General features: G+C 39.1%; 18 protein-coding genes. 7 read left to right on the forward strand and 11 right to left on the reverse strand.

What is annotated here, in order from left to right; translation table 11 throughout:
* The first annotated feature begins 8 nt into the window (after nucleotides 1-8).
* The 3 genes from ABJF57_RS09045 to ABJF57_RS09055 are packed head-to-tail and all read left to right on the forward strand — an operon-like array spanning nucleotide 9 to nucleotide 1,919.
* Nucleotides 9-380: a four helix bundle protein gene (locus ABJF57_RS09045; RefSeq protein ID WP_462234453.1), complete on the forward strand. Its 372-nt coding sequence runs from the start codon at nucleotides 9-11 to the stop codon at nucleotides 378-380.
* 21 nt (nucleotides 381-401) lie between these two features.
* Nucleotides 402-1,055 carry a 3-oxoacid CoA-transferase subunit B gene (locus ABJF57_RS09050; RefSeq protein WP_462234455.1) on the forward strand — a complete coding sequence of 218 codons (654 nt, stop codon included), beginning with the start codon at nucleotides 402-404 and terminating at the stop codon, nucleotides 1,053-1,055.
* Between the two features lie 36 nt (nucleotides 1,056-1,091).
* Complete coding sequence (locus tag ABJF57_RS09055) at nucleotides 1,092-1,919, forward strand: CvfB family protein (RefSeq protein ID WP_462234457.1); 828 nt, start codon at nucleotides 1,092-1,094, stop codon at nucleotides 1,917-1,919.
* 45 nt (nucleotides 1,920-1,964) lie between these two features.
* Here ABJF57_RS09055 and ABJF57_RS09060 read toward each other — a convergent pair whose 3' ends face one another.
* The 11 genes from ABJF57_RS09060 to ABJF57_RS09110 all read right to left on the reverse strand — a co-directional run bounded on the left by ABJF57_RS09060 (nucleotide 1,965) and on the right by ABJF57_RS09110 (nucleotide 9,854).
* On the reverse strand, nucleotides 1,965-2,447 hold the full coding sequence (locus tag ABJF57_RS09060; RefSeq protein WP_462234458.1) for a hypothetical protein: 483 nt from the start codon (nucleotides 2,445-2,447) through the stop codon (nucleotides 1,965-1,967).
* Between the two features lie 155 nt (nucleotides 2,448-2,602).
* Nucleotides 2,603-2,815, reverse strand: a complete 213-nt coding sequence (locus ABJF57_RS09065; protein ID WP_462234460.1) for a response regulator transcription factor — start codon at nucleotides 2,813-2,815, stop codon at nucleotides 2,603-2,605.
* A 99-nt stretch (nucleotides 2,816-2,914) separates the two neighbouring features.
* Nucleotides 2,915-4,402 (reverse strand): 7TM diverse intracellular signaling domain-containing protein, encoded by a 1,488-nt coding sequence (locus ABJF57_RS09070; protein ID WP_462234462.1) that lies wholly within the window; start codon nucleotides 4,400-4,402, stop codon nucleotides 2,915-2,917.
* A 362-nt stretch (nucleotides 4,403-4,764) separates the two neighbouring features.
* Nucleotides 4,765-5,385 (reverse strand): hypothetical protein, encoded by a 621-nt coding sequence (locus tag ABJF57_RS09075; RefSeq protein WP_462234464.1) that lies wholly within the window; start codon nucleotides 5,383-5,385, stop codon nucleotides 4,765-4,767.
* A 77-nt stretch (nucleotides 5,386-5,462) separates the two neighbouring features.
* On the reverse strand, nucleotides 5,463-5,723 hold the full coding sequence (locus ABJF57_RS09080; RefSeq protein ID WP_462234466.1) for a 2TM domain-containing protein: 261 nt from the start codon (nucleotides 5,721-5,723) through the stop codon (nucleotides 5,463-5,465).
* Between the two features lie 4 nt (nucleotides 5,724-5,727).
* Nucleotides 5,728-6,498 (reverse strand): GNAT family N-acetyltransferase, encoded by a 771-nt coding sequence (locus tag ABJF57_RS09085; protein ID WP_462234468.1) that lies wholly within the window; start codon nucleotides 6,496-6,498, stop codon nucleotides 5,728-5,730.
* Between the two features lie 13 nt (nucleotides 6,499-6,511).
* Entirely contained in the window at nucleotides 6,512-6,898 is a 387-nt protein-coding gene (locus ABJF57_RS09090; RefSeq protein WP_462234470.1) for a nuclear transport factor 2 family protein, read from the reverse strand.
* Between the two features lie 3 nt (nucleotides 6,899-6,901).
* Nucleotides 6,902-8,020 carry a bactofilin family protein gene (locus tag ABJF57_RS09095; protein ID WP_462234472.1) on the reverse strand — a complete coding sequence of 373 codons (1,119 nt, stop codon included), beginning with the start codon at nucleotides 8,018-8,020 and terminating at the stop codon, nucleotides 6,902-6,904.
* Between the two features lie 234 nt (nucleotides 8,021-8,254).
* Nucleotides 8,255-8,695, reverse strand: coding sequence for a hypothetical protein (locus tag ABJF57_RS09100; RefSeq protein WP_462234473.1), 441 nt, complete (start codon nucleotides 8,693-8,695; stop codon nucleotides 8,255-8,257).
* Nucleotides 8,696-8,697: 2 nt separating this feature from the next.
* Complete coding sequence (locus tag ABJF57_RS09105) at nucleotides 8,698-9,303, reverse strand: hypothetical protein (protein WP_462234475.1); 606 nt, start codon at nucleotides 9,301-9,303, stop codon at nucleotides 8,698-8,700.
* A 137-nt stretch (nucleotides 9,304-9,440) separates the two neighbouring features.
* On the reverse strand, nucleotides 9,441-9,854 hold the full coding sequence (locus ABJF57_RS09110) for a hypothetical protein (RefSeq protein WP_462234476.1): 414 nt from the start codon (nucleotides 9,852-9,854) through the stop codon (nucleotides 9,441-9,443).
* A 286-nt stretch (nucleotides 9,855-10,140) separates the two neighbouring features.
* On the opposite strand from ABJF57_RS09110, the gene ABJF57_RS09115 reads away from it, so the two are divergent.
* The 4 genes from ABJF57_RS09115 to ABJF57_RS09130 all read left to right on the forward strand — a co-directional run bounded on the left by ABJF57_RS09115 (nucleotide 10,141) and on the right by ABJF57_RS09130 (nucleotide 15,265).
* On the forward strand, nucleotides 10,141-11,208 hold the full coding sequence (locus tag ABJF57_RS09115) for a response regulator (RefSeq protein ID WP_462234478.1): 1,068 nt from the start codon (nucleotides 10,141-10,143) through the stop codon (nucleotides 11,206-11,208).
* Between the two features lie 89 nt (nucleotides 11,209-11,297).
* Nucleotides 11,298-13,187: a CBS domain-containing protein gene (locus ABJF57_RS09120; RefSeq protein ID WP_462234480.1), complete on the forward strand. Its 1,890-nt coding sequence runs from the start codon at nucleotides 11,298-11,300 to the stop codon at nucleotides 13,185-13,187.
* Complete coding sequence (locus ABJF57_RS09125; protein WP_462234482.1) at nucleotides 13,188-14,363, forward strand: M14 family metallopeptidase; 1,176 nt, start codon at nucleotides 13,188-13,190, stop codon at nucleotides 14,361-14,363. It begins immediately after the preceding gene.
* Between the two features lie 131 nt (nucleotides 14,364-14,494).
* Nucleotides 14,495-15,265: an SDR family NAD(P)-dependent oxidoreductase gene (locus ABJF57_RS09130; RefSeq protein ID WP_462234484.1), complete on the forward strand. Its 771-nt coding sequence runs from the start codon at nucleotides 14,495-14,497 to the stop codon at nucleotides 15,263-15,265.
* Nucleotides 15,266-15,278 lie beyond the last annotated feature (13 nt).

The following is a 15,278-nucleotide window of genomic DNA, read 5'->3' on the forward strand; positions in this document are numbered from 1 at the left end:
GATGATTTATGAGAAATGAAAAAGAAAATTTGATCGTTGACTTGAGCTTTAGTTTTGCATTAAAAATCATTTCATTTTCGGAAGAACTGGAGAAAGACAAAAAGTTTGTCATTTCAAGACAGATTTTAAAATCAGGAACATCTATTGGCGCAAATGTCAGAGAGGCTCAAAATGCAGAAAGTAAAGCTGATTTTATACATAAGCTGAAAATAGCAGCTAAGGAAGCAGACGAAACTGAATACTGGTTGCTACTCTGTAAAGAGTCAGAAAATTATCCAAATACAAAGGAGTTGAGAAACTATTTACAATCGGTTATCAAAGTGCTTTCTAAAATAATTGGCTCATCTAAAAGGAATGGAGTAAATCTCCAAATCTATTAATCTCCAAATCCTCAAATTGATATGTTAGATAAAAACGGAATAGCAAAGCGAATTGCACAAGAACTTCAAGACAGGTGGTATGTGAATCTAGGCATTGGAATACCAACCCTTGTGGCCAACTATATCCCTAAAGGTATAAGTGTGGAGTTTCAATCTGAAAATGGACTGTTGGGCATGGGCCCCTTTCCTACGGAAGATGAAGTGGATGCTGATCTGATCAATGCGGGAAAGCAAACGGTAACTACACTTCCTGGAGCGTCTATTTTTGATTCGTCTACTTCCTTTGCTATGATCAGGGGACAGCACGTTCAGCTTACCGTACTCGGAGCAATGGAAGTGGCTGATAATGGGGATATCGCCAACTGGAAAATCCCTGGAAAGATGGTGAAAGGAATGGGCGGTGCAATGGATCTGGTAGCTTCAGCAGAGAATATTATTGTAGCGATGATGCATACCAATAGAGCTGGTGAATCCAAGCTCCTGACAGAATGCACACTTCCTATCACTGGCGTACAATGCGTAAAAAAAGTTGTTACAAACTTAGCAGTCTTGGACATCACTCCGGATGGATTCAAGCTACTGGAGCGAGCGCCTGGTGTTTCTGTGGAAGAAATTAAGAACGCCACGGCAGGGAGACTTGTGGTGGATGGTGATATTCCAGAAATGAAAATATAACTCTTCACTGAGCAGAGTTGATTTAACTTTACCACCATGAATGTAGGTACTTACCAAACCTTAGAAGTTGATCGAATCACCAATCCCGGCGCGTTCCTTACTGATGGTGAAACGGATGTCTTGCTGCCTACAAAATATATCCCGCCAGGAACCAGGGAAGGTGATGAATTAGAGGTCTTTGTTTATCGTGATTCTGAAGATCGAATCATTTGCACTACTCAAAAGCCCTATGCAAAAGTCAATGAATTTGCTTACTTGAAAGTAAAAGATGCTGGGAATGTGGGGGCATTTCTAGATTGGGGCATTGACAAAGATCTACTTGTTCCTTTTCGAGAGCAGAATAACAAGCTGCGAAGAGGGCAATGGTGTTTAGTCTACCTTTTTCTAGATGAAAAGACCGATCGCCTTGCGGCTACTGCAAAAATTGCCAAATACTTTAAATCTGAAGTAACTGTTCAAGAAGGAGAAGAGGTAGATCTTATCATAGCAAACACTACGGATCTTGGAGTAAATGTGGTCGTCAACAACAGTCATCGGGGATTGATTTATGAAAGTGAGCTTTTTCATGATGTACTGGAGGGAGATCACATCAAAGGATACATAAAGGCTGTACGTGAGGATGGGAAGATTGATGTCAGCTTAAGAAAAGAAGGACTTGAAAATCTTGAAATGGGAGCTCAGCAAATCATGGATGAGCTTAAGAAAAATGATGGATACCTCCCACTCCATGATAAAAGTGATCCTGACGATATTCAGGCTTTATTACAGATGAGCAAGAAGAACTTTAAGCGATCGACGGGGATTTTATACAAAAAAAAGCTGATAGAATTAGTGGACGGAGGAATTAAGAGGCTTGGAAAATAAAAAACCCTGCCAAAGGACAGGGTTTCATTAAATGTTCTGATCTGATTACTCGTCTGACTCTGCCTTTTTAGCACTTTGCTCTTCCAGTATGCCATCGTAAATGGCTTGGTATTTTGACTTCAACTCGGCATCTGTCTTTAACGCTTTCCTTATCTTGTTGTAGAGGCCATTCCCTATTTCTTCCTTAATCTTACCTTTATAGGTGGTTCTAAATGAATCGATCATTGAATCATACTTCATTTGAATGGTGTTGAATGCTGTTAATTCAGTATCGTTTACCTCAAGCATTTCAAGCTTAACAGAGTCGCCCTTGGCTTTTTTGATTTCAGAAAATCTCTTTGCAGCGAGCTCATCACTTTCACTAATCCAACCGTTGTAAATTCCAGTCATATTACTTTTTTCCAATTTGCCCCATACCATTACAGTGGCATACGAGGTTAGCTCTTCATCTGAAAGTGTGGTTTCTTCTTGTGCAATTACCACTCCAAATCCAGCAAATAGACACAAGGTTAATAGTACTTTTTTCATCTTTATTTAAAGGTTATTATTCATCACAATTCGCAAGTATATGTCATAGGTTTTTATAAAATCAATCTATCGAAACATCATTTTGAAATGAATGAAAAAAGCCGACTATTATGTCGGCTTGCTTAAATATGTAGTTGATAATTTTAGCAGAACATCTAAGATACTTGCACGAGAATCCTCGCCCAGTCTGCTTGATTTTTGATATGAAGCTTTAGCCGGATGTTTTTACGGTATCCGTCATAGGTATGAATGCTCATGGCCATTTTGTCTGCTATTTCACTTCTTGAATACCCTTGACTGAGCCATCTTATTAGTTGTATCTCACGATTGGTAAGTTCTTCTTCGATGTTTTTAGGTTCAACTTGCATTGGTTTTACTGGTTTGGTGTTACCCCTAATTAAAGCCCCCTAATTCGGTATCGTGAAGTTTTTGTCGCGAATGACACAATACCTAGCGCGAAATACAAATTATTTAGCAAGTCGTTCTTCCAATTTTGACTTATACGTTCGAGAGAGTTTTAGCTCCTCACCATTGTTGAGCAAAAGGTAATTACCATAAATGGTGCGTACATACTCCAAGTTTACGATAGTTGATCGGTGTATCTGAACAAACTGAGCTGGTAGAATCTCCAGAACCGCACTTAGTTTATTTCGATCTACTTCGGGTCTTTCTTTATCATTCAGATAGAATTCCAGGTAATGATCATCTGATTGAATATATCGTATGCGATGAGCATCCACCACTGCTTTACTTTTTAAAACAACGTAGGGAGACTCTTCTTCTTCTTTTGATTCATGCTGAAGCTTGTCTGCCAGGTTTTTTAATTGCGCATTAACAATCACAAGCTTGTTTTTCTCCTTGATGATACTCACCAATATGGCCATCATGGCATAAGACAAAACGCCTACTTCAATAAAAAAGCCAACAAATAGCGGATCTCCAGGTATCAGAGAGCTGTCTATCGCTCCGTATTCCATCAATATTTGGCTAAATACACCAAGGAAAAAAACCGAATAGCCGACCAAAAATGCACGAGCTCTTAAGACATCTATCTTCAGATAATTCGTGGCACTTGAGTATGCGAAAGCTATGACAGCAACGACAACAGCATACCTCATAGATATTAGCGCTGGAGCCACGGAAACAATAAATGATGGAAAGATCACCCAAACAATGGAGCTCACAAAAAACAATCCGAGCAGATAGTTCATGACACTATTGAAGCGAGGCATGGTCTTCTTTGTATCAAAATATCTTTGGATATACATGATCAAAAAGACAAAAGCTAGTTGAGTTGTAAATGGGAAAAAATGGGTGTTTAATTCCGGATAGTCTGATGTAATAAACTGGTAGCCATACCCAAGTTTGGCAAAACACCTGAGTCCGAAGGTGAGCACATAAAGTGAATACCAAATAAAGATTTGCATTTTAAGTCTGATTCCAACAATAATTGAAAGCAGGACCACTAAGGCTAGGAAACCAAAACAAAATCCATAAAAGATGGCTTCCTGATTGTACATTCTATAAAAAGAAATTTCACTGTAAAGTGTGAGTGGAAAGCGCGTGGCGGAATTACGCTTATCTACGTTGAAAAGAAGTCGAATACTATCGCCTCTTCTGATACTTACCGGAAATGCGAAATTTCTATATTGAACTGGACGAAGGTTAAATTCAAACCGGTCTCCAGTTTCATAGAGGTGGATTGCTGAATCTTTGCTTACCTCATATAATTGTAAATAGTCTAACTGCGGGTAGTCTACTTCGAGATAGAAATCTTCAACATCTGAGTTATTCACAATTGGTATTTGAATCCAAAAAGCAGAATTGGTAATACCTGGATTGGTACTTTCCGACAGCAACTCAATATCTCCACGAAGAATCTTGTTCCAAGCTGTCTGCCCATCCAGTGTATCTTCGGTACTGCTGACAAGCACATAATCATTTATATGATACATAGAAGCATCATTGCCCAATTCCAACTGAGCTTGGCTCTGAATAACAAGGAATAATGTAAATGCTAGTTGGAGAAAATATCTTACCACTTAAACTCACTCAATCATACTTAATTTCTAATATAGCACAGGATGCCTTATCGAGTTCATATCAATGCCAAATGATGTGGATATGTAGGGGCATATCTAAGCAACACGTCTAAAAATTTGACCAAGGTTCTACATGGTTAGACTTTCAATTGATCATTAATGGAATAATCAAGCTATGATAGATTGGTTTTTTTCAGGAGAATTGGTGGAAAGTGGTGGATCAGTATCTTCAAGAGTAGCTAAATCATACCGATTATTCAATTGTCTTCTTCCTTCTAAAAGGATCCAAACTTGAATACCATCCCTATATTAAATCCTGAAAGATCCGTGTCATCTAGATTATTTAAAGAACTACCAAAAAACTGTCTGTAAGAAAAGTTTATTCCAGGAATAAACGATCTAGTCAGATTGAACTCTATGTTCACACCTGGTTCGATAATAAAAGCACTAGAAGATTCAACGTCCAAGTCATTGTCTTTGATGGAAATGCCGCCCGCCATCAAGTTAATAGGCAGTGAATAATGAATGGTGTTCGTTATATGAGAAATATACTCAAGAAAAATTCCTCCGGCACCATAGCTAACATCTAACGATGCATTTGAATTGCCGCTAAAATTGTCCCCTACGAAACCATAGTCGCTTGCCGTTCCCATACCAATTCCACCTAAAGCAAACTTCCGATTGATTATGATACCTCCCTTACCTCCTATTGAAATACCCCAATTTCCATTTAATTGTGTTGCGCTAACAAAAGGGCCCCCATAAGCACCAGTAGAAATTCTATTAGAACTATCTTTTGAAAATATTGCATTCATCTCCTGAGAGAAAATCGCTGTTGAAATGAAGACAAGTATTATCGATAATATCGTTTTATGTTCTTTGACTGTTCTCATCATATACTATTCTTCATTTTATTCAACAGAATGAGTACTGACCGTGTCGCCTTCACTCATCCTTTTATTTCTCATAATGCTCATCCTCTTTCCTTTTTCAATTTTTCGATTTCCTTTTCAACAGAAAAAAGATTGAAGGGATTAAAAACACCGACATAATGGAAAAAAATTGCGATTCCCCAACCACCTGTTGGCCAAATAGGCCACATATATCCACTGCCTGTAGCTGCCCATATGGTCCATAAAAAAGCAATAATCACGACATAGATTAAAAAGTGATGTTTGAAATCAACGCGCTTCGTTGCATTCTCTTTCAGTTCTTCTTCAGTAAGATTGTTCATAGCCTTATTTTGTTTGATTTTCAGTACTGAGTTCTTTTTTCAAAATATTCCTAAACCGAGTTGCACTTATGTAATGGTCGTCTAATAATTGACCGTCATATAAAAGGTTGAAAACACCAAAGCCAGAAGGTGCCATTTTTGCTTCTTTTACCTTATTGATTTTAGACACTTTCAAGTCTATGTTGTAATCCATCGCCACGTTTAGTATGGCTGCTACGGACTTTTCGCTCCAAGGACACTGATCGGCATAGAGTAGATTCCAGCCTTTGTATCTTTTTTGTTGTTTAGTCCAATTGTAAAATTTAGGATTTCCAGCACCACCATTCCATGTTTTTGCCATTAACTCAAATCTGTCCTTTGCCTCAATTTGCTTGAAGCCATTTTTTTCAAAAAGAGATTTATTAGCCAACCAACCACCTTTACTCGTCATCACACATATACCATCCATTCCTTTGGCCTTCGCTTCCTTTTCGGCATCTTCAATTAGCATTGAACCATAGCCTTTACTCCTTTCCTTTTTAGCGTATATGTACGCACAATGAATAAACATGTAATTGTCCGCATCTATAGGTCGCCATGCATATTTAGCGGGCACGTACTCAATAAACCCGATCATTTTGTCCTCATTGTTTTTAAGGATTTTGATTTTTAAACCTTCTTTGTAGCGCTTTTCGAACCACTTAAGTTTATCTTCAAACCCTTGTCTTTTTGTGTCCTTTATACAGAAGAACGTTTCTCTAATCGCATTTTTTGGTGTTACCTCTACTATAGTCATGGCCTCTCTTTTATCATTCTATAAACTTAGCGGTATGACTCACGGGGATATCCCAGGCTTCTTTGATCTTACCCTCTACAATGCACCAAGTAACAACAGCGTCAATTTCCATTTCTTTGCCTTCGAGTAACATCTTGTCCTTAACATGTGTAATGACCAGTTTATCTCCCATAGGGGCTATGGATATAGGATTTACCTTAAAGGAACCGCTAGTACGACTGGCTACTCTTTTGAAAAAGTCTACCAAACCGGAGAGTCCAAAATAGTCTCCTTGCATCTCAGGTAGCTTAGGATTAATGTAATGCCAGACGAAATCTTCGGCTAACATTTGAGCAGCAGTATTCGGATTTGCAGGATTGAACCTCTTCAAAATACTGATATTTGGATGTTCCGTCTTCATATACTAATTGGTAACCTGTTGTTTTTTAGACTGAAGCACCTTCAAAGTCAAAGCTCCATAGGTGATTGAAAGGATCACTACAGAAAGTAATATTCCAACAAATGGAATGATTGTGAGTAGGCGCAAAAGGACTGCACACAATAGAGCCAGGAATGTAATACTCCAAAACCCCCAATCCTTTTCTTTTTGATGTTTGAAATAATAGACTACAAGTAAAGCAGCGATTAAATGACCGAAAAGAAGACTAAATATGAATATAACCGTCGCGAAGAGTCCCAGGGGAATGCCAATAATAATTAGCAAGGCAAGGATGATTAACAATGGAATTCCGATGAGATAAATCAACCCGAAACCAAAGCTTTTCAACAGGTTGTTTTCTATACTTTCAACGGCACCTGAAAATGCTTTTCTAAAAAGTGCGTGTAAAACCAGGATGACGAGAAAGGCTGATAATACGTAAAACACCCACAACTTAACTGAAGTGGTTCCAAAAGTGGTTAAAGATGATTCCGATTTTTCTTCCTTGAGATTTTCATTGAATTGGGCCTCAGTATTAACCAGGGATTCTTCAAAATCAATTTCTCCGTCACTATTCCAGTACTGAAGTTCCTTGTAGAATTTTGCACCTGACCCGATAGTGATATCATCGCCAATTATTTTTGATGTTTCTCTTATGGCTCCATCAATTAGAATATCTCCTCCTTTGATTTCAAGTTTCCCAATTACCTCGCCATTAATCTCTATATTTCCTCCAAAACATTTGAGATCCCCACCTACAACAGCCTCCTTGGTTAGGATGACCTCTCCACCAAAAACAACTAAGTCATCACCTATTTCTGAGTCGATGATTACTCTTCCTACAGCTATGCGTACATCATCTGCTACATAGCCGTTGAGAAATAACTCACCTCCAGCTGCTGTCAAGTCACCATTTATACTATCATTGACCACAAGATTTCCTCCAGCTATGACTAAGTCTCCTTGTATGGCAGCATTGACCTTTATGTTTTTTCCTGCCCGATAAGTATCATCTGGTTGTTCATTTTGGATAATTATTTCCTCAGGCTGTCCAAAAGACAATGTTGAACAACACATCATGATTAGAAGAGTTATAGCTTTCATTTCAAAGGTTTTTTTATTGTTAATTCATATTTCATCACTCAATCAATTCAATTGAATGAGTGCTTACTGTTTAAAATACCTTCTAAGTGTCAAGGCTAAGGTCATCGTTTGCAATGACCTCAATCAAATGAATTAATGACCCAAATCAAGGTGGATGGTGAGAATGGAAGCTCTAATTTCACAGATGCTGGGCGATCGATACCCATCGACTTACTGCTTTCAAATACCTATATATCAGCTTCTTATCTCGCTATGGCGAATTTTACCTCCATAGTTTCCCACAACCGTCATCACACCAAAGGAGATAAATGATAGCACTAGAATTGCTAATTTCAATCTATGATTGTTTCTGCTTTTTATTGTGGAAAGGGCAAGTGTAATCACTGAAAGAATACCCAGTGATATTGCTAACCATAAAGCTACTTTAGCCAAGTCCTCGTGCAATTCTATAAAATGTTCAGAAACACCAGACACCTGTTCTACAGACTCTTCGGATCCCTCACCCGTTAGAAATACGGGAACGGTTAGTATCGCAACAATCACAAAGGTTGTGAGACCCGCATTTGTTATCTGGCTTTTGTTCTTTACAATCCCAACTAGTAGAAGGCATAGGCCAAAGAGTGTACCAAGAATGGGAATGTGATTAAGAATAAGGTGCGTATGAGTTGCGTCCATTTTTATAATTTGAATGCATCTCGAAAATGACTCCACGCCTCAGACATTTCTTCTTTAAAATGATCCCATCTTTCTACAGCAGTTTCTTTCCCTTCTTCCAGTTTCAAGTTAATGTCATGCATCTTTTTTGATATATCATTCTTTCTTTCTTCCCAGGCATCATCGGTTTCCATTTTTGCCAGATGTGCCTGAAGTCTGAATAAATCAAATCTGGTATGAAGATCATCAAGCTGGTCTTTTGCATTACCTAAAATCTCTTTCGTTTTGCCTTTTGAGTGGCTATATGTTTCATTGACACGATGCTTAACCTCATGAATTTGCTTGCTTAGCTTATCTCTTTGTTTACCAAGAGCATCCTCTGTTTCTGCTTTTCCTAAGGCGGCTTGCACTCTTAGTTCTTCAAAACCAGACTTTAGTCTAACAGCTTTCTCCTCGGTTAAATCTTTAGCATGACGTAATTTTTCTTGTACATCTCCAGTCCACTCTTTTAGATGTTTCTTTTGCTTTTCAAACTCATCTTTTGCCTCCTCGAGTCCTAAGTGCATTTGGAGTCTTAAGTGCTCCAAAGATTCCTTCCATTCATCAATTTTTCTATGTCGTTCTTCCATGATCATTCATTATGTAATAAATAAATAATCAGCCTCGGGGATTTGGAATGACCACAATCACTGAAATAGCTAATTCAAATCACTTCATAGGATTCATGAATGATCTAACTCTGAATCTTGACCGTATCAGCTCCCAGTTATGGTTTATCCGGCTTCCGAAGAAATTCGCAATTCTCATCGAAGATCAAAGGGTCTTCTTCTAAACACACATCCTCTCCCTCCCCACGTTTGAGGTAAATATGATACTCGCATATCTCTGGAGTAATTACATAGAATACGTTTCCGACTGTTGCATCCTTGTAAGTATGTTTTATATAATCTCGAATGCAAAACATTAATTCTTTTGGTTCAAGGATCACGAGAGTTTTTAACCATTCTCCATTGTATCTAAAAACCGCGATCTTTTGCTGACCGAAATGTTCAAATGAAGCATGATAATGATCATCTACGAATGACCATGAAATACATTCTGCGCGGCTATATTTCTGATCAAAAGAATTCATCACTTTCCTTGGAGCTTGCGTCATTAGCCCAAGTCCTATTATGATCACACATATTCTCATTGTTCACTAATTGCAGGAGTGAAATTGCTCGAAAAACTTGAGAGTCAACATGATTTACATCATCCAAACCTATGACTGATTTATACTAATTTTCACCGTGTAAAAGGTCTATGCACATAGGATGGCTACTGCCACGCTGATCGCCTCAGTTAGCGCGCTAGGCAATTAATTATCAAGAGACTAAACTGATTCAATATAGCTTTTGAATTGACTATTATCATACCGTCTGCATAATCTTTTACCTACAATTGTGTTGCTTCCAAAGTAGCATACAATGAAAAAAATATTGATCATAGAAGACAACCCTGCCGTACGTGAAAACATTGCGGAGATATTAGAATTAGCTGATTTTGATGTAAAAACAGCATGTGATGGAAAAGAGGGAGTAGCTTTAATAAATAAAGAATTGCCGGATTTAGTGATTTGTGACATTACCATGCCAGAACTGGATGGCTATGGAGTATTGCACATACTTAATAAGAAAGAATCAACTAGAAATATTCCCTTTATTTATATGACCTCTAAAGCGGAAAAATCAGATATCCGAAAAGGTATGAACCTTGGCGCTGATGACTATCTGACTAAGCCCTTTGATGACATGGAGTTACTTGATGCAATAGAGATTCGATTGAAAAAATCAGAAACTGCAAAAATGGACTTTGGTCAAGGTCTTGAAGGTCTCAATCTTTTAATCGATGAAGCAACTTCGGTTCACAATCTATCAGAAATAAAAAACAACCGAAAAACGAGACTATATAGGAAAAAGAAAGACATTTTTCTCGAGGGTGATACTCCACTATCACTCATGTATATTAAAAATGGTCGTGTAAAAACTTATAAGACTAACGAAGAAGGTAAAGAACTCATTACGGGCATCTATGTTGAAGGTGATTTCTTCGCATATGAATCACTGCTAGAAGGCGTGTACGGTGAATCGGCTACAACATTAGAAGATTCTGAGTTAGTCTTGATCTCTAAGCAAGATTTCATGAATCTTATATATGGTAATCCTGATGTGTCCAAAAAATTCATTGAATTACTCTCTCATAAGGTAGCAAAAAAGGAAAATCAGTTGCTCGATTTAGCTTATAGCACGGTAAGGCAAAGGACTGCCAAGGCATTGATTGAGGTAAACAAAAAATTTGGGCAATCAGACTCGTTTTCCTTCTTAAACATCTCAAGGGAAGACCTTGCAAATATGATTGGAACAGCTACTGAAACCGCTATCAGAGTACTATCTGACTTAAAAGAGGAAGGTCTCATTCTTATTGAATCGGGCAAAATCAAGATCAAGGACTTGAAAAATCTTGAGACTGCTGCAGAAAAACACTTTTTAATTTGACCTCAAATCGACTAGGATCATAGATATTCTTGACGATTCTCATACGCATTAAATGACTCAATCCTTAGGCTTGGATAAAGCTTAAAGTGATGGGCTCATTTGAGATTAAGGCGGTTACAACAAAAAAAGAAAGAAAGAATCTCATTGATTCATTGACTCAAGACATTGAAGCTCTTGAGATCATGATCAAGAATAAATACATTGAATCATCCATCCAACGTATCGGAGCAGAACAGGAAGTATGCTTTGTCGATCACGATTCTCGTCCTGCTCCGGTCAACTCAATAGTACTGGACAAAATAAGAGATCCAAACTTCACCTATGAGCATGCCAGCTTCAACGCAGAAATCAATTTGGAACCATTGGAATTTACAGGCGAATGCCTTTCTACACTTGAAACGAACCTGAACAGGGATATTAATTTTTTAACCAACACAGCAAAAACCATTGATACGGACGTGGTACTAGTCGGCATCTTGCCTACCATTGAAAAAGAGCATTTAACGCCTGATTATTTCACATCAGAAGATAGATACCGCGTAATAAATAAGCTTTTCACTGAAAGTAGAGGAGAACCTTACGAATTCAGGATAGAAGGCGCGGATCAGCTAATCACCCGACATGACAATACCATGTTTGAGGGTTGTACCACCAGCTTTCAAGTTCACCTGCAAGTTGGTGCAGAGGATTTTGTTGAGAAATACAATTGGGCTCAGGCTATTGCCGGACCTGTCCTTTCAATGGCAACCAACTCTCCACTCCTACTTGGGAAAAGATTATGGAGGGAAACACGTATAGCATTATTCCAACAAGCTCTTGACTCAAGAAGGTCAAATTATGGCATCATCGAAAAAGCACCGAGGGTCACTTTTGGCACCAGTTGGATTAAGGAATCAATCACAGAAATATATAAAGACGACATCACCCGATATCCCGTACTTCTGCAAAGTCTGGAGCCTGAAGACTCTTTGGGATTGTTACAAAATGGTGAAATCCCAAAATTGAAAGCTCTTTCAATAAACAATGGAACTGTATATCGATGGAACAGAGGATGCTATGGGATCACGAATGGGAAGCCCCACCTGCGAATTGAATGCAGGTATATTCCTTCTGGCCCAACGGTGGTAGATGAGGTTGCAAATGCTGCCTTCTGGCTCGGTCTCATGAATGGCTGCCCACCTAAATATAAAGACCTGTCTCAGTTGATGGATTTTGAAGATGTGCGCTCAAATTTCATCAAGGCCGCCAGAATGGGACTGGGTGCACAATTCAATTGGATCAATCACAAAAGAATACCCGCAAAAGAATTGATTTTATCCAAACTGCTTCCAATTGCAGAAGAGGGGCTTGTGAAGGCAGGCATCGTGAATAAAGACATTCACAAATACCTGGGGATTATTGAGGATCGCGTAAGGTCCGAGAACACAGGGTCACAATGGATTTTGGATACCTACAAAGAGTTTTCGAAGGACAGCACTCCTTCCATTGCAGCAATGAAACTTACTACAACCATGCTCCATAAGCAGAAAAAGAATATCCCGATCCATCGGTGGAATACCAGCATCGCTGACGAAGAAATCAATCTCTCCGACAGCCTAAAAGCTTCTCAAATCATGTCCAGAGACCTATTCTCCGTAAATGAAGAAGATCCGGTTCAGCTTGCAAGCAACATGATGATATGGAAAAATATTAGGCACATTCCCGTAGAGGACAAAAAAGGAAAATTGAAAGGCCTCATTACTTCCAATCTCATTCAGAAAAGCCTTGGAAATGCAGATGATATAACCGTCAAAGAAATAATGCTGACAAAGCCTGTCACCACATATCCTGAAACGCCAATTACGGATGTGATACGGCTTATGACTGAACACGACCTTAGTGGACTACCGGTTACAAAAGATGGATACCTGGTAGGAATCATCACAGAAAGAGACTTCATGCAGCTCATTAACAAATGGTTGAACCAAAAGAAAAACTAAATGGAACCCGTAATTATTCCTGTCAATAACAACAGCAAGCCTAAACTCAAACGAATCATAGGATCCTACGACCAGAACTGCACAGGAACAACCATCGTTTGTTTTTGCAGCGTTCACGGTAACGAACCTGCAGGGAAGATCGCTTTTCAGCGTGTAATCGAAAGTCTTGGTCAGACAGAGATTGATTTTAAAGGCAAAATCGTTGGAATATGGGGCAACATTACCGCAAGCACCGAACATGAGCGATTTATTGATACGGATCTAAATAGAGCATGGACCGAAACGCGCGTAAAAATGCTTGAGGACAACTATGAAGATTTTCCTGAGGAGAAAGTGGAAGATCTGGAGCAAAAATACCTTTGGAAGGTAATTCATAGAGAAATAGGTAATAGCAATGGCTCTATCATATTCATTGACCTTCATACTACTTCCTCTGAAAGTCAGCCATTCATTTCCATTAATGACACGCTGAAAAACCGCTTCTTCGCCAGAAAGTACCCAGTACCAATCGTCCTGGGATTGGAAGAACACTTAGATGGAACTATTCTTAGTTACATCAATGAGCTTGGACATATTGCTATTGGAGTAGAGGCGGGTCAGCACGACGCGCTCTCCTCAATCGAAAATCACGAATCAATCATCTGGTCTACCCTAGCGTTTGCAGGCTGTGTCGACAGCAATATGATGCCTGAAGCAAAGAAACATTATGAGCGACTGGCCAGACATGTTATTGATGGAGAGAAGATCTTTGAAGTTCGATATCGTCATGAAATTGATGCGGATTCGTCGTTTAATATGAAGCCAGGATATATCAATTTTCAACACGTTAAAAAGCGCGAGATTTTAGCAGAAGACCTATCTCCGATTGGGTCACCGGAAGAGGGACGGATTTTCATGCCATTATATCAAAGGCTTGGGAGCGATGGTTTTTTTATTGTAAGGGAGATCAAGAAATTTTGGCTTGAAGTATCTGCTTTTCTTCGTAAAAGGCATTTTCATCGCTTCATTCAATTTTTACCCGGAGTAGGGAAATACAAAGAGCAAGATCATACCATAGTTGTCAATAAAAGAATAGCAAGATGGTATGTCGTTGAAATCTTTCACCTCCTTGGCTTCCGCAGAAAAGTAAAAGAAGGTAATAAGATCATCTTCATCCGAAGGCCACACGATATCTAAGTAGTTCCAGACTCCAGTGAGCAATAGCAATTGTTCAGATGAGTTCCTCATTACGATCAATCATCTAACTGACCCAGATCATTTCAATTGAGCGATCTCCAACCGTACTTCATTTCAAAAAGAATACGATTATGAAACGATTAGAAGGAAAGGTGGCAATAGTTACTGGGGCTTCTCTCGGCATTGGAGAAGCAACGGCAGAGTTATTTGCAAAGGAAGGTGCCAAAGTGGCCGTAACTGACGTGCTGGATGCAGAGGGGAAAAAGGTTGTAGACAAAATTGTGCGAAATGGTGGAGAAGCAGCCTACTGGCATTTGGATGTAGCAGACGAAAAAGAAGCGAGCTCAGTGATGAAGAGCATCTTCGATAAGTGGGGTAAATTGAATGTTCTGGTAAACAATGCTGGAATAGCTGGAGCAAATGCGCCTACAGATCAAATTACGGAAGAGGAATGGGATAAAGTAATGGCGGTAAACGTAAAAGGCGTTTTCTTTTGCACCAAGCATGCTATTCCATACATGAAGCAAAGTGGACTTTGCAGCATTATCAACCTTTCCTCTATTTATGGAATTGTGGGCGCTCCTGACGTACCTCCTTACCATGCATCCAAAGGGGCCGTCAGGGAAATGTCCAAGACTGATGCGATGATTTATGCCTCTGAACAAATCCGAGTTAATTCAATCCATCCTGGATTTATCTGGACACCAATGGTTGAAGGTTATTTAAGTAGTGGTGATGGAGATTTAGAAGAAGGTAAAAAAGCCACTGATGCTCTCCACCCAATTGGTCATATGGGTGAGCCCGATGATATCGCGTATGGGGCACTTTATCTCGCTTCTGATGAAGCGAAATTCGTAACTGGCGAAGAGCTGGTTATTGACGGAGGATATCTAGCACATTAAACCTAAAAATGGC

Source organism: Ekhidna sp., assembly GCF_039940915.1.
GTDB lineage: Bacteria > Bacteroidota > Bacteroidia > Cytophagales > Cyclobacteriaceae > Ekhidna.